General features: G+C 74.8%; 22 protein-coding genes. 9 read left to right on the plus strand and 13 right to left on the minus strand.

Features of this window, described 5'->3' with window-relative positions; all coding sequences use genetic code 11:
- Positions 1–167: 167 nt before the first annotated feature.
- The 6 genes from ACFWIS_RS37975 to ACFWIS_RS38000 form a co-directional block, all read right to left on the minus strand.
- On the minus strand, positions 168–305 hold the full coding sequence (locus ACFWIS_RS37975) for a DUF6126 family protein (protein ID WP_380462490.1): 138 nt from the start codon (positions 303–305) through the stop codon (positions 168–170).
- A complete protein-coding gene (locus tag ACFWIS_RS37980) occupies positions 302–481 on the minus strand; it encodes a hypothetical protein (RefSeq protein WP_380462489.1) in 180 nt (59 codons plus the stop codon). The genes ACFWIS_RS37975 and ACFWIS_RS37980 overlap by 4 nt, the downstream gene beginning before the upstream one ends.
- Before the next feature lie 61 nt (positions 482–542).
- Positions 543–923 (minus strand): ATP-binding protein, encoded by a 381-nt coding sequence (locus ACFWIS_RS37985; protein ID WP_380462488.1) that lies wholly within the window; start codon positions 921–923, stop codon positions 543–545.
- 106 nt (positions 924–1,029) lie between these two features.
- Positions 1,030–2,715, minus strand: coding sequence for a SulP family inorganic anion transporter (locus ACFWIS_RS37990; protein ID WP_380462491.1), 1,686 nt, complete (start codon positions 2,713–2,715; stop codon positions 1,030–1,032).
- Positions 2,716–2,771: 56 nt separating this feature from the next.
- The gene (locus tag ACFWIS_RS37995; protein WP_380462487.1) at positions 2,772–3,116 is read right to left on the minus strand and encodes an ArsR/SmtB family transcription factor; all 345 of its coding nucleotides are present in this window, start codon (positions 3,114–3,116) and stop codon (positions 2,772–2,774) included.
- A gap of 34 nt (positions 3,117–3,150) precedes the next feature.
- Positions 3,151–3,318: a hypothetical protein gene (locus tag ACFWIS_RS38000; RefSeq protein ID WP_380462486.1), complete on the minus strand. Its 168-nt coding sequence runs from the start codon at positions 3,316–3,318 to the stop codon at positions 3,151–3,153.
- Positions 3,319–3,930: 612 nt separating this feature from the next.
- On the opposite strand from ACFWIS_RS38000, the gene ACFWIS_RS38005 reads away from it, so the two are divergent.
- The 6 genes from ACFWIS_RS38005 (at position 3,931) to ACFWIS_RS38030 (ending at position 9,611) form a co-directional block, all read left to right on the plus strand.
- The gene (locus ACFWIS_RS38005; RefSeq protein ID WP_380462485.1) at positions 3,931–4,119 is read left to right on the plus strand and encodes a YegP family protein; all 189 of its coding nucleotides are present in this window, start codon (positions 3,931–3,933) and stop codon (positions 4,117–4,119) included.
- 111 nt (positions 4,120–4,230) lie between these two features.
- Complete coding sequence (locus ACFWIS_RS38010; protein ID WP_380462484.1) at positions 4,231–5,562, plus strand: glycosyltransferase family 4 protein; 1,332 nt, start codon at positions 4,231–4,233, stop codon at positions 5,560–5,562.
- A complete protein-coding gene (locus ACFWIS_RS38015; RefSeq protein WP_380462483.1) occupies positions 5,559–6,950 on the plus strand; it encodes a glycosyltransferase in 1,392 nt (463 codons plus the stop codon). The genes ACFWIS_RS38010 and ACFWIS_RS38015 overlap by 4 nt, the downstream gene beginning before the upstream one ends.
- Entirely contained in the window at positions 6,947–7,831 is an 885-nt protein-coding gene (locus ACFWIS_RS38020) for an SGNH/GDSL hydrolase family protein (protein ID WP_380462482.1), read from the plus strand. The genes ACFWIS_RS38015 and ACFWIS_RS38020 overlap by 4 nt, the downstream gene beginning before the upstream one ends.
- A 138-nt stretch (positions 7,832–7,969) precedes the next feature.
- Positions 7,970–9,229 carry an NUDIX domain-containing protein gene (locus ACFWIS_RS38025; RefSeq protein WP_380462481.1) on the plus strand — a complete coding sequence of 420 codons (1,260 nt, stop codon included), beginning with the start codon at positions 7,970–7,972 and terminating at the stop codon, positions 9,227–9,229.
- The gene (locus ACFWIS_RS38030; protein ID WP_380462480.1) at positions 9,210–9,611 is read left to right on the plus strand and encodes a DUF6188 family protein; all 402 of its coding nucleotides are present in this window, start codon (positions 9,210–9,212) and stop codon (positions 9,609–9,611) included. Before ACFWIS_RS38025 ends, ACFWIS_RS38030 begins: the two co-directional genes overlap by 20 nt.
- A 75-nt stretch (positions 9,612–9,686) precedes the next feature.
- Here ACFWIS_RS38030 and ACFWIS_RS38035 read toward each other — a convergent pair whose 3' ends face one another.
- The 7 genes from ACFWIS_RS38035 to ACFWIS_RS38065 form a co-directional block, all read right to left on the minus strand.
- Positions 9,687–10,061: a hypothetical protein gene (locus ACFWIS_RS38035; RefSeq protein WP_380462479.1), complete on the minus strand. Its 375-nt coding sequence runs from the start codon at positions 10,059–10,061 to the stop codon at positions 9,687–9,689.
- A 149-nt stretch (positions 10,062–10,210) separates the two neighbouring features.
- Positions 10,211–10,606: a roadblock/LC7 domain-containing protein gene (locus ACFWIS_RS38040; protein ID WP_380462478.1), complete on the minus strand. Its 396-nt coding sequence runs from the start codon at positions 10,604–10,606 to the stop codon at positions 10,211–10,213.
- 82 nt (positions 10,607–10,688) lie between these two features.
- On the minus strand, positions 10,689–11,879 hold the full coding sequence (locus tag ACFWIS_RS38045; protein ID WP_380462477.1) for a hypothetical protein: 1,191 nt from the start codon (positions 11,877–11,879) through the stop codon (positions 10,689–10,691).
- A gap of 127 nt (positions 11,880–12,006) precedes the next feature.
- A complete protein-coding gene (locus ACFWIS_RS38050) occupies positions 12,007–12,390 on the minus strand; it encodes a hypothetical protein (RefSeq protein WP_188302932.1) in 384 nt (127 codons plus the stop codon).
- Positions 12,391–13,080: 690 nt separating this feature from the next.
- Entirely contained in the window at positions 13,081–14,088 is a 1,008-nt protein-coding gene (locus ACFWIS_RS38055) for an MsnO8 family LLM class oxidoreductase (RefSeq protein WP_380462476.1), read from the minus strand.
- A gap of 67 nt (positions 14,089–14,155) precedes the next feature.
- Positions 14,156–14,791: a DUF2269 domain-containing protein gene (locus ACFWIS_RS38060; RefSeq protein ID WP_380462475.1), complete on the minus strand. Its 636-nt coding sequence runs from the start codon at positions 14,789–14,791 to the stop codon at positions 14,156–14,158.
- 252 nt (positions 14,792–15,043) lie between these two features.
- Positions 15,044–16,243, minus strand: a complete 1,200-nt coding sequence (locus ACFWIS_RS38065; protein WP_380462474.1) for a peptidoglycan-binding protein — start codon at positions 16,241–16,243, stop codon at positions 15,044–15,046.
- Between the two features lie 381 nt (positions 16,244–16,624).
- Here ACFWIS_RS38065 and ACFWIS_RS38070 point away from each other — a divergent pair, with 381 nt between their 5' ends.
- The 3 genes from ACFWIS_RS38070 (at position 16,625) to ACFWIS_RS38080 (ending at position 19,782) form a co-directional block, all read left to right on the plus strand.
- Positions 16,625–17,992, plus strand: a complete 1,368-nt coding sequence (locus tag ACFWIS_RS38070) for a DUF6271 family protein (protein WP_380462473.1) — start codon at positions 16,625–16,627, stop codon at positions 17,990–17,992.
- Entirely contained in the window at positions 17,989–18,486 is a 498-nt protein-coding gene (locus ACFWIS_RS38075) for a GNAT family N-acetyltransferase (protein WP_380462472.1), read from the plus strand. The genes ACFWIS_RS38070 and ACFWIS_RS38075 overlap by 4 nt, the downstream gene beginning before the upstream one ends.
- 192 nt (positions 18,487–18,678) lie before the next feature.
- A complete protein-coding gene (locus tag ACFWIS_RS38080) occupies positions 18,679–19,782 on the plus strand; it encodes a hypothetical protein (protein ID WP_380462471.1) in 1,104 nt (367 codons plus the stop codon).
- The last annotated feature ends 198 nt before the right edge of the window (positions 19,783–19,980 follow it).

Raw genomic sequence — 19,980 nt, forward strand, 5'->3', positions numbered from 1 at the left:
TGCTCCGAGACGGCACCCTCTACGAAACCCGCACCCCCGAAACCGTGCCCGCATGACCCGCGCAGCCTTGACGAAGGACATAGAGGCACCCCCCCCCGCGCCGACCACAGTGGTGCCGGCCCTGCGATCCGCAGGATCCGCCGCCTGCCCAGTCGCTCGCCGGGGGATCAGTGGCGGTCGCCAAGAGCGAAGAGCAAGATCACGAAACCGGCGAACAGGTGAGTGCCGAGGACGTAGATGCCGGCACGGATCAGCATGGCTCTACGACGGCTGCTCTCTTCGCCGGTACCGCCGTCGGTACTCATCGGATCTCCTTCCGTTCGGTCGCGGCGGGACGCGCCCGCGGGTTCCGGGGGCGGATGTGCAGGCGCTCGCCGGTTACGGCGGCCCGGGCGAGGAGCGCCTGGAGCGTGGGCAGGTCGACCAGCTTCGGAGCGAACGGGGCGCCGTGGTCGTCGTAGGTGGTGATCGCGTACTGCACGCGGCGGCCTCTTGTTCGGGTCGCGGTGGCCAGGGGTTCAGGGGTTCAGGGGTTCAGGGGTTCAGGGGTTCAGGGGAAGTCGGACGTGTACGGCCTTGCCGCCGTCCGGATCGGGGTGGATGCTCAGTCGGCCGCCTACCGACCGGGCGAGGTCGGCGACGGCGGCCAGGCCTCCTGTGCCGCCCGGTTCGGGGGTGCCGAGCAGGGCCGGGTGGCTGTCGCGGACGGCGACCTCCAGGTGCGTGTCGGTGGCGGTGAGCAGCAGCTCGAAGAACGGGGAGCGGCGCGCGGCGTGGCGCACCGCGTTGGCGGCGAGTTCGGTGACGACGAAGACGGCGGCGTCGTGGACCGTCGACTTCGGCGGGATGCCCCACGAGGCGAGGAGGGTGACCGTGATCCGGCGCACGACCTTGGCGGCGGCCCAGCTGCTGGCCAGGCTCATCCGGTAGCGCCGGTAGGGGTCGGCCGGTTGGGTCCGGAGGGAGCCGGACGGGCCGTGGCACCCGCGGTCACGCCGGCGCCGGATCACCTGGCGAGCCCGGCGGTGCTCAACTGCTCGCTCCCGCCGTGGTGGCGTTCTCGGCGGTGCGGCCCGCCGTGGTGGCGTTCTCGGCGGTGCGGCCCGCCGTGGCCAGGGACTTGTGCAGGTGGGTTCGGGCGTGGGCGATGGCGTCCGGCGTGGTGCGGAAGAGGTGGCCGTCGGCGCGCAGGCGGTCGAGTGTGCCGAGGGCGTCCAGGGGTCGGTGGTGCTCGTCGCGGATGCCGGAGACGAGGACGAGGGTGCCCCGGCGCTGCAACTTGGCGATGGCGTCGCCGAGGACGGTCGCGCCGCTGGCGTCGATGGCACTGACCCGGGACATCCGCAGTATCGCGACCTTGACCTCAGCGGATTCGGTGAGTTCGAGCAGGAAGCGGTGGGCGACGGCGAACAGCAGCGGGCCGTCGATCCGATAGGCGGCGATGTGCTCGGCCAGCAGTACCTGCTCCTCTTCGTGATGGTCCGCCGGGGGCAGGTCGGCGTGCAGCGGGACCTGCTCGACGCGGGCCGTCCTGGCGACGGCGGCCAGCGCCAGGACGCCGGAGACGAGCATGCCGACGATGACGGCGGTGACCAGGTCGAAGGCGAGGGTGGCGGCGGCGGTGAGCACGAGGACGGCGGCCTCGCCCCGACCGGTGCGGGCCAGCGCGCGCAGCGCGCCGACCTCCACCATGCGCACGGCGGTGGCGATCAGCACCCCGGCCAGCGCCGCCAGCGGGATCCCCGAGACCAGCGGGGCCGCGGCGAAGACGATCACCGCGAGGACGGCCGCGTGGACGAGGGCGGCGAGCCGGGAGACGGCGCCGGAGCGCACGTTGACGGCGGTGCGGGCGATCGCGCCGGTGGCGGCGACGCCTCCGAACAGCGGAGCGGCCAGGTTGGCCAGGCCCTGGCCGAACAGTTCGCGGTCGCTGTCGTGGCGCTCGGAGACGCTCATGGCGTCGGCGGCGGTCGCGGACATCAGCGATTCGAGTGCGGCCAGGGCGGCGACGGCCATCGCGGAGGGGAGGAGGGCGGGGACCGCGGAGAGGTCGAGAAAGCCGAGGGAGGGCAGGGGGAGTCCGGCGGGCAGGTGGCCGATGGTGGCCACCGGCAGGCCGGTGAGCTCCGCGATGAGGGTCGCGGCGACGACGGCGATCAGTGAGAACGGCAGCGAGGGTCGCAGCCGGACCCCGGCCAGCATCACCACCGCAACCGCGAGCGCGATGGCGAGGGCGGCCCAGTGCGGGGTGGAGACGAAGTCGGCGACGGCCCTGACCGCGACGACGGCCGGGTTGTCACCCTCGGGCTTCTTCACGCCGAGCGCGCCGGGCACCTGCTGGAGACCGATGACGGCGGCGATGCCGAGCGTGAAGCCTTCCACCACCGGCACCGGGACGTAGGCCATCCAGCGCCCGGCTCGCAGCAGGGACAGGGCGACCAGGACCACGCCGGCCAGCAGGCCCACGGTCAGCACACCGGCGGTGCCGTAGCGGGCGATGATCGGAACCAGGACGACGGTCATGGCGCCGGTCGGGCCGGACACCTGGAGGTTGGAGCCGCCGAAGAGGGCGGCGACCGCCCCGGCGACGACGGCGGTGGCCAGGCCGGCTTCCGCGCCCGCGCCGGAGGAGATCCCGAAGCCCAGCGCGAGCGGCAGCGCGACGATGGCCACGGTGAGCCCGGCGAGCAGGTCCTTGCGGGGTGAACGGCCCATGGTGGCGAGGATCCGCCGGGTGGGCAGGACGGCGCGCACCCGGTTCAGGACGGCGTTCACGCCCGGACCTCCTCGGCGCCCGCCCGCAGTTCGGCCAGCAGCTGCTCCTGGTCGGTGATGACCGTGGTCAGTATCCGCCGGGCGGCCGTCAGCAGGTCGGCCACATCCGGGGTGGCGAGCGCGTACACCACGGTGCTGCCGCCGCGGGTGGCCGTCACCAGGTTCGCCCGGCGCAGTATCGCGAGCTGCTGGGACAGGCTGGGGGCCTCGATGTCGAGGCTGGCGAGCAGTTCCCGGACCGGCGTCGGCCCGTTCTGCAGCAGTTCCAGCACCCGGATGCGCACCGGGTGGCCCAGGGTGCGGAAGAACTCCGCCTTCGCCTGGTACAGCGGGACGGCCATGGCTCAGCCCTCTCCTTGCGTCGTGCTCGGGGATTCAGTCCGCGACGTCGATGCCGCTGAGGGCCGCGATCGCGAGCAGCCCGGAGAGCCTGCCCTCGTAGGCCACCGCCCCCTCGTCGTCACCGTCGGTCTGCGCGCCCAGCAGGGCTTGGCGCGCCAGGGCGAGCTGCTCGCGCAGCTCCTGCTCGAAGACTTCGGCCATCGCCCCTCTCCCTCGCCCGGCCCGCCCGTACCGGGCGGCCGCGGGCACCCGGTGCCGGTCGGACAGTCGACATCATGTGCGCAGATGAAGAATTTCGCAACTCGTTGGTTTCGCATGTAGTGGCTTCAGACATTCGCAATCCCTTCCGGCCACCAATGCTCAGCAGGCCGGGCGGGGTCGGACGTTTCCGTACGCGCGGCCCGCGCGAGGGGCCACCGGCCCCCATGGCAGTCGAAGACCTGAACAGTTGCTAATATTCGCAACTGAGGCACGGAAGGGCGGGGTGCGTTTCCCCGCCGGACGGCTGGCGACGGGACGGCAGGCATGAGGACCCGGCGGCGTGGAAGTTGTGCTCCACGGCGCGGGCCCGCAACAACGCCGCGAGAAGCCCGGCTGCCCCGCCCTCCCGAGGTCGTGTGCGGCCGACGGGGCCTCATGCTCGCCGTCGCCCCGGGACGTGGTGCCTCGGAGGCGGCGGCGAGCGCCTCCGTGCCGGCGGCCGCGGCCGCCCTGGTCCGATGACTCGGATGCCCCGGTCGGCGGGCGGCGCAACGCGGTCCGACCTACGGTGCGGTGCGAGGGGGGTTACCTGAGCGAGAGGTGTCGACTGGCATGGCTGGGAAGTTCGAGCTGTACACGGACGAGAGCGGGATGCACCGGTTCCGGCTCAAGGCGAGCAATGGGTCCGTCGTGGTGACCGGCGACCCGCACGAGAACAAGGACGACTGCCTGAGAAGCATCGAGTCGATCCGCAAGCTCGCGCCGTACGCGGAGCTCAAGGAGACCGCCGGCTCGGCCTGAGGCGACGCCGGGTGGAGGACGCGGGTCGGCGGTGCAAATCGCCGACCCGCGTTCGCTTGTACGACAGATCCCTTTGGCCGGGTGCACGCCGGGCGCGGACACAACACCGGCATGCGCGTCGCCATCGTCACCGAATCCTTTCCTCCCGAGGTCAACGGAGTCGCCCACAGCGTGCTGCGGACGGCCGAGCACCTGCTCCGTCGGGGCCACCGGCCCCTCGTCGTCACCCCCGCGCCGGCGCGGGGCGCCCAGTGCCCACCGCAGACCTGCGGCACCGGCGCCGAGGCGGAGCGGATCCCCGTGGTGCACATCCCGTCGATGCCGCTGCCCGGGTACCCCCAGGTGCGGATCGCGCTGCCCAGCCGGCAACTGGCGGCCGCGCTCGCCCGGCACCGGCCCGACATCGTCCACCTGGCCAGCCCGTTCGTGCTGGGCGCGCGCGGAATGCAGGTCGCAGCCCGGCTCGGGGTGCCCGCCGTCGCCGTCTACCAGACCGACCTCGCCGGGTACGCCCGCGCCTACCGGGCCGGACGGGGGCTCGGGGAGGCCGCCGCCTGGCGGCGGATCCGGGCCGTGCACCGGGCCGCCGCCCGCACCCTGGCGCCCTCCACCCCCGCCGCGCAGGACCTCACCGCGCACGGGGTGCCCAGGGTCCAGCTGTGGCCGCGCGGGGTGGACTCGCTGCGCTTCCACCCCCGGCACCGCGACGAGGCCCTGCACCGGGCGCTCGCCCCCGGCGGAGAGGTGCTGGTCGGGTACGTCGGGCGGCTGGCACCCGAGAAGCGGGTCGACCTGCTGGCCGCCGCCTCCGCCCTGCCCGGGGTGCGGGTGGTGGTCGTCGGGGACGGCCCCTCCGCGCCCGGGCTCAAGGCCTCGATGCCCGGCGCGGTGTTCCTCGGCCGCCGCACCGGCAAGGAACTGGCACGATGTTTCGCCACCCTGGACGTGTTCGTCCACACCGGCCCGCTGGAGACCTTCTGCCAGACCATCCAGGAGGCGATGGCCAGCGGCGTGCCCGTGATCGGACCGGCCGCCGGCGGCCCGCTCGACCTGGTCGCCCACCACCGCACCGGGCTGCTGGTGCCGCCCCGGGACGGCGCGGCGGTCGCCCGGGCGGTCGCCGAGCTGGCCGCCGATCCGGCCCGGCGGGCCGCGTACGGGCGGGCCGGGCGCGCCGAGGTCACCGCCCGGACCTGGGAGGCGGTCGGGGACCTGCTGCTGCGGCACTACACCGAGGTGCTCGCGGAGCACCGGGGGGTGGCGGAGGCGGCGGGAACCTCCGGCGCTCCTGCTCCTGCTCCTGCTCCTGCTCCTGCTGTTGCTCCTGCTCCCGCCGTTGCTCCGGCTGTTGTTGTTGCTCCTGCCGTTGCTCCCGCGACCGCCACATCGATCGCCACCGCCGAGCCGGAGGTGCCGGCCCTGCCGGAGGAGCTGCCGGCATGACGCCCCCACCTCGCAGCGGGCCGCTGACGATCGTGCGCCTCGCCAACTTCGTCACCCCGGTCTCCGGCGGCCTGCGCACCGCGCTGCGCCACCTGGGCGCCGGGTACCGGGCGGCCGGGCACCGGCCGGTGCTGATCGTGCCCGGCGAGCGGCGCTCCGAGGAGGACACCGAGCAGGGCCTGGTGGTCACCCTCCCCGGCCCCGTACTGCCGGCCAGCGGCGGCTACCGGCTGCTCACCGACCGGCGGGCGGTGGCCGCCGAACTGACCCGGCTCAGCCCCGACCGACTGGAGGTCTCCGACCGTACGACCCTTCGCTGGAGCGGCAGTTGGGCCCGGCGGCACGGCGTCCGCTCGGTGATGGTCTCGCACGAGAGCGCCACCGGGCTGCTGGGCACCTGGGGTGTACCCCGCCCGCTGGCCGCCGCAGCCGCCGACCGGCTCAACGCGGCGACCGCCCGCGCCTACGACTCGGTGCTCTGCACCACCGACTGGGCGGCGGCCGAGTTCCGCCGGATCGGCGTGCCCAACCTGGTCCGGGCGCCGCTCGGGGTGGACCTGACGGCGATGCGTCCGCTGCCGGCGGACGTACGGGCGGCGGAACGGGCCCGGTACGCGGCGCCCGGGGACGTGCTGCTGGTGCTCTGCTCCCGGCTCTCGGCCGAGAAACGGCCCGAGCGGGCGATCGAGGCGCTGACCCGGTTGCGGGCGCGCGGACTGCCCACCGTCCTGGTGGTGGCCGGGACCGGCCCGCTGCGGGAGCGGCTGGCCGCCCGGGCCGCGCGCCTGCGGCTGCCGGTGCGCTTCCTCGGCCACATCGGCGGGCGCGCGGAACTGGCCGGGCTGCTGGGCAGCGCGGACGTCGTACTGGCGCCCGGGCCGGTGGAGACCTTCGGGCTGGCCGCGCTGGAGGCGCTGGCCTGCGGCACGCCGGTCGCGGTCAGCCGCTCCTCCGCGCTGCCCGGACTGGTCGGGCCCGCCGGGGTGGCCGCCGTCGACTCCGGGGCTGGATTCGCCGCCGCCGTAAGGGAGTTGCTGGGGCGGGAGGAGCCGGTGCGGCGGGCTGCCGCCCGGGCGCAGGCCGAGCGGTACGGCTGGCCGGCGGCGGTGGCGGCCTTCCTGGCGGCGCACGGGGTACGGGGACCGGGTGCGGCGAGCGAGGCGCGGGAGTCCGGTGCGGCGAGCGAGGCGCGGGAGTCCGGTGGGGCGAGCGAGGCGCGGGAGTCCGGTGGGGCGAGCGAGGCGCGAAGCTCGGGTGTCGCGGGCGGGCTGCGGGGCTCGGGCGCGCTTGAGGGCTCGGGCGCACTTGGGGGCTCGGGCGCGGGACCGGTTCGGGAACCCGGTGGAGACGAGCGGAACTCCATTGCACGGGAAGGGAGTTCGCGATGAGCGTGCTGGACGCCGGGCCCGGCCGGGCTGCCGAGGACCAGCCGACCGCGGGCGAGCTGCTGCGCTTCGTCGCGCTCGGGGACTCGCTGACCGAGGGGATCGGAGACCAGGTCGGCGAGCGGTGGCGCGGCTGGGCCGCCGTCCTCGCCGGGTCGCTGGCGCCCCAGGGGCGGACCGTCGAGTTCACCAACCTGGCCTACAGCGGCGCCCAGACCACTGACCTGACGACTCGTCAAGTACCGGCGGCGCTGGCCCGCCGTCCCCAGCTGGCGGCCGTACTGGTCGGCGGGAACGACACCCTGCGGGCGGGCTTCGACATCCGGCGCACCACCCTGGAGCTGGACACCACCCTGGGCGAACTGTCCTGCCACGGAGCGGTGTTGCTCACCGCCTGCCTGCCCGACCCCGGCACCCTGCTCCGCCTTCCGGCGCCGCTCGCCCGCCCGCTGGCCCGGCGGATGCGCGCGGTCAACACCGTGGTGCACGCCCTGACCGCGCGGCACCGGGCCGTACACCTGCACATCGCCGAACTGCCCTGGTGCGAACAACGGCGACTGCTGAGCGTGGACCGCCTCCACCCCAGCGCCGAGGGGCACCACCTGATCGCCCGCCGGTTCCACGAACTGCTCGGCACGGCGGGATACCCGCTCGGCCCACCACCCGCCCTCGAACCCGCCGAACCCCCACCGGGCCGAGCCGCCGACCTCTGGTGGATGGCCACCCGGGGCACCCGCTGGGTCGCCGCCCGCAGCACCGACCTGCTGCCGGGCCTGCTGGCCCTCGCCGCGGTGGAGGGCACCGCCCGGCTGCGCGGGTCGAGCGCGCGGCACGACGAACGGATGGCCTGGGCCGCGACCCAGGCCCTGGCCTCGCTGGGGTGACGGCACAGCGCGGCGCGCGGGGGTGCCGAGTAGCGAGGGCGGATCACCGGGAGCAGGTATCCGCGCAGGAGTTCGGGGGGAACCACAAGCCCGGCGGGGATGTCGTCCCCGGAGAACGATGTGGCGGAAGGAGCCTGGGTGGAAGCGTCGGGCAAGACGGGACGGGGGATCCTGGCGGCGGCCGGGGTGCTGTTCCCGGACGGGCAGCCGGCCCCGGACGGGCAGCCGGCCCCGGACGGGCGGCGGGGGCGAGTGCTGGTGGTGCGGCTGCCGTACGACCGGAAGCACCCGGTGGCGATCCCCGGCGGCGGGTGGGAGCCCGCCGACCGCTCGCCCCGGGAGACGGCGGAGCGGGAGATCGCCGAGGAGCTGGGCTTTACTCCCCGACTGGGGCCGCTGGCTTGCGTCGACTGGGCGATGTCCCCGACCCGTCCGCCGATCGTGGCGTACCTGTACTGGGCCGAGCCGCTGACGGCGGAACAGGTGGCGGCGATCCGGCCGGACGCCGCCGAGGTCGGCGGATGGGTGTGGCTGACGGCGGAGGAGGCGGGGCACGCCCTGCCGCCGCGGCTGTCCCGGCGGGTGACGGCCTGTCTGCGGGCGCCGCGGACGGCCGGGCCGCTGGAGCTGGAGGACAGCCTGCCGGTCGGGCACACCCTGCGGGCGCTGCCCGCCGACGGGCCGGTACCCGAGTACACCGGGCTGGCCGCGGCGCCCGGACTGGGGACCGCGCCCGGACTGGGGACGGAGTCGGCCCCGAGGTCCAGCGGGTCACTGACGACCGAGCCGTCGACGACCGAGCCGCCGATGGACCGGGACACCTACTACGCCACCCGGCCGCGGATCCGGGCGAAGGCCCGGGCGCTGTTCACCGACGGTGACGGCCGGGTGCTGCTGGTGCGGCTGCGGCCGTGGGACGCGCCGCGCGGGCGGGTGCCGTACTGGACGCTGCCGGGCGGCGGGGTCGAGGCCGCCCGGGAGACGCCCCGGGCGGCGGCGCGGCGGGAGATCCGCGAGGAACTGGGCTGGGAGGTCGAGCCGGGGCCGCTGCTCGCGCTGGACTGGCAGCCCGGCGTGGCGGCCGACCCCGAGGCCGACCCGGCGACCGGCCGGGACACCGCCGTCCTGGTGTACGTCTACGACGGCGGCCAGGTGACGGCGGAACTTCTCGGTTCGATCACGCTCCAGGAGGAGGAGCTGGTGGAGTGGCGGCTCTGCGGTCCGGAGGAGGCCCGGGCCCTGCTGTCCGAGCCGTCCTGGAACCGGGTCGCCGCCGCGATCGCGGCCCGGGAACGGGCGGGCGGGCCGGTCGAGCTGGTGCGCGGACGGACCGCCGGTCCGGGGGTTGAGAACCCTCGGACGGGTGAACACTGGGGGCATGCAGAACGCGATCACTGAGGTGCTGACCGGTCGGCGGGTCGAGGCCGTCAGCGGCGGAGCCCGGCTCGACCTGCGGCTCGACGGGCCGGTGACCGTACGGGTGGCACACGAGTTCCGCTTCGCGGCGCCGTCCTTCGCGGCCCCGGAGGAGGTCGGGCACTTCTTCCCGGCACTCACCGTCCGGCCGACGCCGCCCCTACTGGCACTGGTCGGCCGGACGGTCGACACCGCACGGATCACCCCGGCCGGCGGCCTGGAGCTGGGGTTCGCGGAGGGCGGCGCGCTGTCCGTCCCGCCGCACGCGCTGCTCGCGCCGTGGAGCGTGCTGACCGCCGACGGCGCGGTGTGCGCGGGGCTGGCCGGCGGCGAGGTCCGGTGGACGGAGCCCCGCGGGGCGTGAGCCGCCGCCGGGGCCTCGTCCGCGACCCGGCGCCCGGGGCCGGGGCCGGGGCCCGTAGCCGGCGCCCGGAGCCGGTCAGACCTCCAGGTCGGCCTCGACCCGGGTGAGCTGGTGGCGGGCCATCGCCAGGTTGGCCCGGCCCTTGTCCAGCGCCAGGTAGAGGAACAGGCCCTTGCCGGTGCGGCCGCCGAGCGGTCGGATCAGGTGGTACTGGCTACTCAGCGTGATCAGGATGTCCTCGATGCCGTCCTGCAGGCCGAGCATGTCCATGGTGCGCATCTTGGCGCGCACCACGTCGGTGTTCCCGGCCGCGGCCACGTTGAGGTCCAGGCCGCCGGGGCCGTCGAGGGTGGCGAGCGCCATGCCGCTGTTGTAGTCCACCAGGGCCGCGCCGATGGCACCTTCGATGGTGGTCATCGCCTGCTTGAGCGCGCCGGCTGCGTCGGTCATTGTCGTCAACTCCTGTTGGTCAGTCGGTTGGTCGATAAGTCGGTTCGTCGGTGGGTGGATCGGTCGGTGGATGGATCGGTCGGTTTGGGTCGGTCGGTTTGGGTCGGTCGGATGGTCGATGGACGGGAAGGGTCCTCGGTCGGGGCGGGTCAGCCCGCGTCGCGCGGGTCCTTCGGCACCAGGGCGTCGTTGAGCAGCTCGGCGATGCGCCGGGCGCAGCGACGGGCCTCCAGGTGGAGCCGGCCGACGTTGACGTCCGGGAGCGCCAGCAGGGTCAGCACGCAGCTGCCGCCGGCCGCGTAGGTGGCGACGTAGCCGTGTTCGCCGCGCACCACCGACTCGCGGAACTCGCCCTGGCCGGTGGTGTCCGCCAGCCGCTGGGCCAGCGAGAGCGAGGCCGCCGTCATCGCGGCCAGACCGGTGGGTTCCGTCCCGTGGGTGTCGTGCGCGACCAGCAGGCCGTCCACGCTGGCCACCAGGCCGCCCGCGAGGTGCGGGACGCGGCGTTTGACGGCGCGGAGTTCGGCGAGCAGCTCGGTCTCCAAGGCGATCAGTTGTCTCCTTCCGACACGCTGCTTGAGCGCCCGCCTCATGGCCGGGACGGCGGGGTCGCGGGCGGAGAGTGGCTCAAAGTCGGGCCTCCAGAAGGTCTCGGACCCGGGTCAGCAGCGCGATGTCCGGGTCGGGGACGGTCAGCGGGTGGGCCGCTGCCGGGGTGGGTGGTCGGTCGGAGCGCGTGGGGGCGGGCGCGGGGGCTGCGGGGCCGGGGGGCGGGGAGCTGGTGGCCGAGGGGCTGGTGGCCGAGGGGCTGGTGGCCGAGGGGCTGGTGGCCGGGGTGCCAGTGCCCGGGATGCCGCGGAGGGTCGCGCCGGGGACCCTGCGGTGCAGTCCGCCGCCGGGGCGGACGGGTGCGGCGGACGGGCGGGCGGGGGCGGCGGACGGGCGGGCGGGGGCGGCGGACGGGCGGGCGGGAGCGGCTCCGGGTTGTCCGGGTGCGGCCGGGCCAGGGGCCGCGGCCGGGGGCGTGGCGGTCGGCGCGGCGTGGCGGGGGGCGTCGAGCAGTCCCGCGGCGGCCAGCCGGCGGACGTCCGCCGTCACACCGAAGCCGGAGCGGCCGAGCAGCCGGGCCAGGTCCGCCGGGGTTCTTCGGCCGTCGGCGTGGTCCAGCAGGTCGCGGCGGCGGCGGCCGGGCGGGCGGTGCGAGGGGCGTCGGCCGTGCTCGACCGGACGCACCGGCGCGGTGTCGAGCTGCGGCCAGGGCCAGATCCGGTCGAGGAGCTGGCGACGGCGCTCGACCTCGCGGCCGAGCCGCGCCGGGTCGACCAGTGCCACCGGGCCGAGCCAGTGCCGGGTGGCGGACTCGAACCGCCAGGTGCCTCCGGCCCGGTCGGCGAGGACGAAGTAGGAGGCGTCGAACAGCGTGCCCAGGTGGCCGAGTTCGAGCTCACCGTGGGTGAGCAGCCGCCGTTCGACCAGGACTTCGCCGACCCGCCCCTGCGGGCCGTGGCGGTCCAGCAGCTCGGCCCAGTCCTCGGGGGTGATCCGGCCGCAGCCGGTGAGCAGGTCGGCCAGCCCTGGCGCGCGCGGCGACTCGGCGGCGGCCACCTGGCCGTCGACCAGGTGGAGGATGCCGAGCGGACCGTGCAGGGCGCCGGTGGCCCGGCGGGCGGCGAGCAGGGCGACGGCCTCGCCCGGGGTCCTGGGCGAGACGGACTCGGCCCGGTCGGTCCGCTCCGCCGGCGGCGCTTCGGCGGCCAGCGGAGCGGCGGTCAGTGATGCGGCGGTCAGCGGTCCGGCGGTCAGCGGTCCGGCGGTCATGCGGGCCACCGCCGGGCGGTCGGGGGTGTCGGGGACATCGGGGATGTCGGGGCCATCGACGCGGCAACGGCGGGCGAGGTGGCGCAGCCGGCTGGCCGGAATGCGACGGTCGGTACGGGCGCCGCGCTCACCCCAGCACCAGCTCCTCGGCGAGGGCCTGGAGGCGGAAGCGGGCGACAGCGAGGTTGCCCGACTCCCGGTCCAGCCAGAGGTGCAGGACGAGCCGGCTGTCGAAGACGGTGTCGATGAAGCGGATCAGGTGGTAGCTGCGGCCCGCGGTGACAATGATGTCCTCCAACGGCGAGCGCCGGTCCTCCGCCACGGTGAAGGTCTGGCTCTCAACTGCCGCGCGCACCAGGTCGGTTGCCTCGGCGGCCGCGGTCTCGTGTTCGCCGACCGGGCTGTCCCCGAGGCTGCCGAGGGCAAGTCCGCTGCTCCAGTCGACCAGGCTCGCCGAGCGGGCTCCGGCGATCGCCATCGCTCCGGAGAGGCATTCGTCGATACCCGGCACACCGGCTCCTTCGAGGGGGTCTGGGTGGCCGGGCGCAGCGCGACTCCGGCCGGGTCGCCACCAGCAGTGGCGGGTTCGACACGGAAGGCTACTGCCGGATTCCGTATGACGAACATTCCAATGGCATATTCACACGAGATGCGACGGGTTTCAGCCAAGGTGTGCTGGAGCGCCAGGCCTGCCTGAGGGGCAAACCCGCTGGCCGGTCGACCCTCGCGAGGGATGGCCCATCAGCCACCTGGTGCGAGACCTTGGCTGATACCGGATCGCCGGCGAGGGTTTCGAGGACCAAAGTGCGATAAGAGGACCCACCGGTCGGCAACCGGGCGCGCACGGCCACGCCGACGGGCGGACGGCGGCTCGGGCCCCGGCAGACGGGCGGACGGGTGGAGCGCCCCCGGCGGACGAGTGGAGGGCCCCACGGACGGCCGGGCATGACGAAGGGGCCCGTTCCGCTGGACGGAACGGGCCCCTTCGGGTGGAGCGCCAGGCCCGGATCGCACGGACTCTTCCTACTGAAAGTAGGACGTGCTCTGGTAGCACCGCTGACGCATGTTCGAGAAGTCTTCGCTGCGGAAGATCATTTCCCCTCGACGAGAAGAACAATAGCAGGTCATCACGCCTGGTCAGAAATCCGTCCCGGGTGGCCGGGGAGGGCGGCCGGTCGACCCGGCCCGGGTCGACCACGCCTCAGGCCTGACCGACGGCCTCGGCGAGCAGACGGTAGGAGTCCAGGAGTGCGGTGCGGTCGTAGGTGCTGGTCGCCACCAGGAACTCGTCCGCGCCGCTGCGCGCCACCAGGGCGGCCAGCTCGGCGGCGGCCTGCTCCGGGGTGCCCGCGATGTGGCCCTTGAGCGACTGTTCGAACGCGGCCCGCTCGCGCCCGCTCATCGCCCGTGCCCGGATCTCGGCGGCCGGGGCCAGCGGCGGGAACTCCCCGTGGGTGCGGGAGTACGCGCCGGCCCAGGCCTCCGGGACGAGCAGTTCGCGCGCCCGTTCCTCGGTCTCGGCCACCGCGACCGTGCCCGAGACCACCACGTACGGCTCGTCGGCCTGCTCGGAGGGGCGGAAGCGGCTGCGGTAGGCGTCGATCGCGGCGAGCATCCGGTCCTCCCCGCGCGCGGCGGCGATCACCAGCGGCAGCCCGGCCTCGGCGGCAAGCTCGGCGCCCGCACCGGTGGCCAGGACGAAGGCCGGTACGTGCAGGCCCTCGGCCGGACGGGCGTGGACGTCCCGGTGCACCTGCTGCGAGCCGTCGAAGTAGCCGAGCAGCTCGCTCAGCTGGCCGCCGAAGTCGTCCGCGGCGTCCTTCTCCCGCCCGAGCGCCCGCCGGACGCCGTCGGTGAAGCCCACCGAGCGGCCGAGCCCCATGTCGATCCGCCCCGGGAACAGTGCCGCCAGGACCCCGAACTGCTCGGCCACCACCATGGGCTGGTGGTTGGGCAGCATCACCCCGCCGGTGCCGACCCGGATCCGGCTGGTGGCCGCCGCGACCGCCGCGGCGAGCACCGTCGGCGCCGATCCGGCCACCCCGGGCACGCCGTGGTGCTCGGAGACCCAGAACCGGTAATAACCCAGCCGCTCGACCTCGCGGGCGAGGACCACCGTGTTGCGCAGCGCCTGCGCCGGTTCCTCGCCCTGTCTGGTCCGGGAACGGTCGAGGACGGAGAGCCTGGTCGCGGGCGTAGCGCTGGTCACGTGGGTGGACAACGCCCGCCCGCCGGGTGGGCATTCCCCCAGCCAGCACCGATGGGTGCGGCCGTCATCACCCCTCGGGCCCGGGCCCGGCCTCGGTCCGGGCCTCGGTCCGATCACCCGCCCGGGGTATTCGGCCCGGGCGCTCGCCCGCGGCCGTACGGCGCCCCCAGGGCTTGTACACCGACAGGATGACGTTGAACAGGTAGAGCGCGAGCGCGACCGCCGGGACGATCACCGTGTTGTAGCGGACGAAGCCGAGCTCCGCCACAGGGATCGGGCCGGTCGGGTGAGCGTCCGCGACGCGGGCCGCGTCGTGAAGCCGGTCGGTGAGGGCGAACACCGAGGCGGCCATCGCGCCGAGCGTCAGCCAGAACTTGGTGCTCACCCAGTAGTACCGGAACAGGCCCCAGGACGTGCCGAGCCCCAGCGCCACCCCGCTCAGCAGGGTGAGCAGGCTCAGCGGCAGGATGAGCGGGTCGCCCAGCAGAGCCATCGCCCGGTAGGCGGTTCTCAACCGGTCGGCGTCGTCGGTGGTCAGCGCCGTCACCGCCAGGGTGAGCAGGCAGAGCATCAGCGCCAGCCAGCTCACCGAGACGACGACGTGCAGCACCACCAGCCGCTTGCGCGCCCGCGGCGACAGGCGGCGGCCGGCGGGCCGCCGCCGCCCGCCGGGGGCCGCGACGGCTCCGGTGGACGAGCGCACGGGTACCTCCTTCGAGTCGGGGTCACGAGGACGCGCCCAGACTCCCCCGCCCGCTCCTCATCGGGCATCTGACGGTGGAAGTAACTTGGCCTACTCCCGGGCGAGTACGCGCCCGGGAGCAACCGTGACCGATCAACTCCCCCGGGAGTACGCCCGCCGGAGCAGACACACTCGGCCCGCCCGCCCGGTCAGCCCCGCCTGCCCGGTCGGCCCGTCGGTCCGCCAGCCCGTCGGCCCGTCGGCATCGGCGCGTCAGTCCGTCACCGCGAAGCCGTGGGCCGCGCCCAGCCGGTGCAGCGAGTCCGATCCGGGGATCCCGTCCGCGGCCCCCGCCGTGTAGCCGCACCGCCGCTGCCAGCCCGCGTACGCCGTGACCGTGAGGCTGCCGAAGGAGCCGTCCACCCAGCGCTGTTCGAGCAACCCCTCGTCCACCAGCGCCTGTTCGACGATCGCCACCTCGGCCCCGTACGTCCGGTGCCCCTGCTCGGCACCCGGGTCGGTGTGCGCCGCCGCGACGACGTGGGCGAGCGAGACGGTGCGCGGCCCCGGCAGGTAGCCGAGCAGCCGGCGCAGCGAGCCCTCGCCGGGTACGCCGTCGGCGGCCTGCCCGGAGTAGCCCAGGCTCGTCTGGTAGTCGGCGTAGTTCTCGGTGTCGGCGTCCGTCCAGTCCGGTCCGGGCCCGGAGCGGTAGTGGCCGCCGAAGCCGGCCGCGACCAGCGCCCGGCCGACCGTGGTGACCTGGTAGCCGTGGGCGCCGTAGCCGTACGCCAGGCCGTTGATGGTGACCTGGTAGCGGGCCGGGGCGGGGCCGGCGGGCGGCACCGGGGGCGGCTGGGAGGGCGGCCCGGACGGCGAGCCGGAGCCGGCGGTGAAGGCGGGCCAGGAGCCGGGGTCGACGTGGTCGTTGAAGGGCACGTGGGCGTGGGCGTACCAGCCGCCGACGGTCTCCCAGACCCGCTCGTCGCGGTGCGCGGAGAGGTCGGTGGGCCGCCCCATCGGCCACACGTCGGGCACGCCCCAGGAGGAGATCCAGGCGTGGATCCGGTCCCAGCCCGCGCAGGGGGTGTCGACCAGCCGCGGGTAGACCGTGCCCTGGTGGCGGCAGTACGGGAAGAAGACCGCCTCGATCTGGATCACCACCAGTCCGGCCCGGTTGGTGCGGGTGGGGCTCTGGTCGGGGCTGAGCAGGCTCTTGGAGCGGGAGTCGGCGGGGAACAGCTGGGCGGCGCGGCCGCTGAACGGGTCCCAGACCAGGTGCGGGGCGTCGCCGGCGCCGGGGCCGGTGAAGTACCCGACCAGGTCCTCGTAGGAGCACCAGTCCTGCGGTGCGGAGGCGGTGGCGTTGCGGTCCCAGGTGATGTGGGCGATGGCCTTCGGCGGGTACTGGTGGTCGGTCGGTGCGTGGTCGCCGAGGTCGTGGATCTCGGCACCGGGCAGCCACGGCTCGGGCATGCTGGCTCCTCCGAACGGCGTAGTGGCGTCATGGCCGGTATCGGCAGGTCCCGGCCGGGGGTTGACCCCGACGGCGGGATCGGTGGCGTTGAACCTCCCGCGCCCGCACGGCCGTTCGGATCATCGAGGGGAGTTCGTCCTGGCGTGCGGGCCGGGGCCCGCGGCGCGTGCCGCCGGCTCCGTAATCCGTCCTGCCCGAAAAGGGGCCCGGGGAAGCCCCGGAAGCCCCGGAAGCGGCCGGGCGGGGGCGCATTCCACCTCGCCGCAGCCGCCTTGTCAATCGTTGACTTGGGAAGTGGTCTAGTCCACGGTGGTGCGCCTCGAAGCACTCATGTCGCCGTTGCCGCAACGATTCTGACGAATAGACGGAGAACCACCGCCATGCAGAGAATCTGCCTCGCCCTGCCGACCATGCGTCCCTGCCCCGAGACCATCGCGGAACTCGCCGAGGAGGCGGCCTACGCCGTCGCCAACTTCGGGGTCGAGGCGCACCTCCTCATCCTCGACACCACCGGCGCCGCCGAGTTCGCGCAGAACGCGCGCGCCGTGGCCGCGCTGGAGCCGACCCCCGGCGTGGTCGTCCACCACCTGGGCGAGGAGCGGCAGCGGGACTTCCTGCGCCGGGTGACCGAGCGCTCCGGCGCCGCCGACCCCGAGCTGCTGCTCGACATGATGCTCCCGCCGGCCGTCGCGTACGGCTCCTGCGTCAACCGGCTGTTCCTGGGCGCGGCCGCCCTGGGCTGCACCTCGGCGCACCTGCGCAACGACGACGCCGACTTCCAGGTCGTCGACGGCGAGAAGGTCTTCCCGATCCACCACGAACTGCTCTCGATCGGCCGGCCGGCCGGCGAGGCGGTGGCCGGTGTGTCCCGCTCCGAGCTCGACCCGGCCGACGCGGACAAGCCGGTGATGCTGGTCAGCGGCTCCTTCATCGGCGAACTCAACGTGGACATCAGCGAGATCCACGAGCTGGACCCGGCCGTCTACCGCGACGTGGTGCGCCTGTGGACCCCGCCGGTGTGGCCGGAGGAGGACCGCGACGCGATGGTGGAGGTCTCCTTCAAGGGCTCCGACTCCGGGCCGTTCAGCTCCGACGACTCCGTCCTCGGCGTGCCCGACATCTGGGACGTCTACATGTGCAACATCGCCCTGGACCACCGGGCCTACGAGGTGCTGCCGCTCCTGCCCTCGATCGAGACCATCGGCAGCGACTACGCCCTGCTGCACGCCCTGGTCCACTCCCGGCTGCCCGGTGTCGTCCACAACCGCCACATCGTCAACTACTACACGCCCGAACGCCGCACTGGCGCCGGCTTCATCGCCTACCAGCTGCGGTTCGTCAAGTTCCTGCTCTCGATGCTGTACCTGTACCCGGTCTACGGCGGGATGATCGACCTCGGCCGCGAGCTGCTGGACGAGCGGCACGGGCTGAAGGTCGAGCCCGTCCTCGACCTGATCCGGGGCAGCGTCGACTGGGACCGGGCCGGGAACGAGCACTGCCTGGACGTCCTGGACCGCTCCTACCGCAAGCTGGGCGGCAAGTACGCCGAACTCGCGGACGTGGTGGCCGAGCGGCGCCCGCAGCTCCTGGACGAGGCCCGGCAGGACGCCGAGCGCTGGGCGGTGCTGGTGGAGGCCTGGGCAGCGCTGGTGACCGCCGCCCGCGCCCAGGGCCTGGACGCCGGCGCCCAGGGTCCGGACGCCGACGCCGCGGGCCCGGACGCCGACGCGGAGGTGCCGGCCCGGTGAGCGGGGACCTCCGGATCCGACGACTGGCCGACGACGACTGGGACGCCGTGGTCGCACTGGAACACGACGCCTACGCGGCCGACGGCCTGTCGGAAGGTCGGGAGGCCCTGCAGTCCCGGGCCCGCAGCTCGCCGGCCACCTGCTTCGTGCTGGAACACCGGGGCGTCGTCCGCGGCTACCTGCTCAGCCTGCCGTACCCGCCGCTGCGCTGCCCGGACCTCACCCGGCCGGAGGAGAGCACGTACGCCTCCACCAACCTGCACGTGCACGACCTGGTGATCGCCGAGGACCTGCGCGGCCGGGACGTCGCGCTCGGGTTCATGCGGCACTTCCGGACGCACGCCGAGGAGTCGGGCTTCGAGCGGATCTCGATGGTCGCGGTGCGCGGCGCCGACATCCTGCTGCGGCTGCTCGGCTACCGGGCGCACCGGGAGGTGGCGGTGCCGGACTGCTACGGGCGCCGCGCGGTCTACATGTCGATGCCGGTGCGCTGACCGCCGCCGCGTCCCGCACGCGGCGGCCCGGCGGCCGCACACCCTCACGCCGGTACGCCTGGAGGAGCCGTCGGGTGCCCGGTGCGTCCGGGCGCGGTTGCAGTTCAGTCTCCGTTCGGTCCGGTGGGGGTGCGTCCCGGCCACCGGTCCGGGAGCCTGGTGGCAAGGACTCATGCGGCGGGGGGAGTTGCCATGGGGGACGGCCAGGAGCTGGTACCGGGCGTGGTGCGGGCGCTGGTCCGGCTGGCCCGGGGTGCGACGGGCGGGGCGGGGCAGGCGGTGGCCGAGGTGGTGCGGGCCCGGCTGCGGCTGATGCCGGAGGGGGCGCGGGCCCTGGCGGCGATCGAGGGCGGGCCGGACGATCCGCGGGCGCGCGCCGCGCTGGCCACGGCCGTCGGCCAACTGCTGGCCACCGACCAGGGGTTCGCCCAGTACCTGGGCACCACCACGCTCGGCACGCCGACCGATCCGCGCACCGTCCAGCTACGGACCGACCCCGAGGCGGACCCCCGCACCGTCCAACTGCGGACCGACCCCGAGGCGGACCACCGCACCGTCCAACTGCGCACCGGCCCGACCGCCGGCCCGACCACCGTCCAGCTCCGGGTCGACCCGGCCGCCGCCGGCGCCCGGGCTCTGGCCGCCCGGCGCGGCAACCTCGCGATCATCGTCGCCCTGGCCCTGGTCCTGATCGCCTCGCTGGTCGCACTGGGCATCAACCTCGGCTCGCGCCCGCTACTGCACCCCACCGGGCCGGACTTCGCCCACGCCGCCCGGACCATCCGCGACCCCGCGCAGGCGCAGGGCGTGCTGCCGGACGTGGCGGCGATGCCGGCCGGCTGGCAGGTGGAGAGCGGGCCGCGCTCCGGGACCGGCGGCGGGCCGGACGTGCCGTGTCTGCTCCCGGACGCCTGCGACCAGCAACTCGCCTACGCCACCGTGGCGTTCCGCGCCGTTCCGGCCCAGACCGTACGGTTCACCGTGGTCGGGTTCGGCTCCGCCGAGGCGGCCGGCCGGGCCTTCGGCAGCATGCTCGGCCCGGGCGACGGCCAGGAGGCCACCACCACCGTGACCATCCCGTCGATCGGCGACCAGAGCGCCGCCCGTACCCGGGGCACGTCGGCGACGGAGGCCGTGGTGCGGGTCGGCTCGACCCTGCTGTCCGTGCGGGACGACGGGCCGGGCGCGGCCGCCACCACGCCCGCCCTGGTCCTGTTCGCCCGGCTGCTCGCCGAGCGGGCCCAACAGTCCCAGGACGGCCGCGCGCCGGACGCGATCTTCCACTCCGCCACCTGAACGCCCGAACGCCTGAACGCCCGAGCCCCGGGAACCCCGCCGCACCCCACCCCGAAACCACGCCGCCCCCAACCCGGCATCCCCTCACGCCCCGCAGGCCCCACCTTGGGTTCTAGCGTTCGTTGCAACACCCCAGCTCAGGGGATGCAATGGACTTCGAGATCCGGGACCGCCAGGTCAGCCAGGGGCGTAGGAAGC

Origin of the sequence: Kitasatospora sp. NPDC127060 (assembly GCF_042724935.1) — a bacterium.
Taxonomy (GTDB): Bacteria; Actinomycetota; Actinomycetes; order Streptomycetales; family Streptomycetaceae; genus Kitasatospora.

Excerpts from the sequence above, each read along its gene's own strand:
- ACFWIS_RS37975 (WP_380462490.1), bottom strand. The coding sequence starts at position 305 with ATGAGTACCGACGGCGGTACCGGCGAAGAGAGCAGCCGTCGTAGAGCC.
- ACFWIS_RS37985 (WP_380462488.1), bottom strand. The coding sequence starts at position 923 with ATGAGCCTGGCCAGCAGCTGGGCCGCCGCCAAGGTCGTGCGCCGGATC.
- ACFWIS_RS37990 (WP_380462491.1), bottom strand. The coding sequence starts at position 2,715 with ATGGGCCGTTCACCCCGCAAGGACCTGCTCGCCGGGCTCACCGTGGCC.
- ACFWIS_RS37995 (WP_380462487.1), bottom strand. The coding sequence starts at position 3,116 with ATGGCCGTCCCGCTGTACCAGGCGAAGGCGGAGTTCTTCCGCACCCTG.
- ACFWIS_RS38000 (WP_380462486.1), bottom strand. The coding sequence starts at position 3,318 with ATGGCCGAAGTCTTCGAGCAGGAGCTGCGCGAGCAGCTCGCCCTGGCG.
- ACFWIS_RS38005 (WP_380462485.1), top strand. The coding sequence starts at position 3,931 with ATGGCTGGGAAGTTCGAGCTGTACACGGACGAGAGCGGGATGCACCGG.
- ACFWIS_RS38010 (WP_380462484.1), top strand. The coding sequence starts at position 4,231 with ATGCGCGTCGCCATCGTCACCGAATCCTTTCCTCCCGAGGTCAACGGA.
- ACFWIS_RS38015 (WP_380462483.1), top strand. The coding sequence starts at position 5,559 with ATGACGCCCCCACCTCGCAGCGGGCCGCTGACGATCGTGCGCCTCGCC.
- ACFWIS_RS38020 (WP_380462482.1), top strand. The coding sequence starts at position 6,947 with ATGAGCGTGCTGGACGCCGGGCCCGGCCGGGCTGCCGAGGACCAGCCG.
- ACFWIS_RS38030 (WP_380462480.1), top strand. The coding sequence starts at position 9,210 with ATGCAGAACGCGATCACTGAGGTGCTGACCGGTCGGCGGGTCGAGGCC.
- ACFWIS_RS38035 (WP_380462479.1), bottom strand. The coding sequence starts at position 10,061 with ATGACCGACGCAGCCGGCGCGCTCAAGCAGGCGATGACCACCATCGAA.
- ACFWIS_RS38045 (WP_380462477.1), bottom strand. The coding sequence starts at position 11,879 with ATGACCGCCGGACCGCTGACCGCCGGACCGCTGACCGCCGCATCACTG.
- ACFWIS_RS38065 (WP_380462474.1), bottom strand. The coding sequence starts at position 16,243 with ATGCCCGAGCCGTGGCTGCCCGGTGCCGAGATCCACGACCTCGGCGAC.
- ACFWIS_RS38070 (WP_380462473.1), top strand. The coding sequence starts at position 16,625 with ATGCAGAGAATCTGCCTCGCCCTGCCGACCATGCGTCCCTGCCCCGAG.
- ACFWIS_RS38080 (WP_380462471.1), top strand. The coding sequence starts at position 18,679 with ATGGGGGACGGCCAGGAGCTGGTACCGGGCGTGGTGCGGGCGCTGGTC.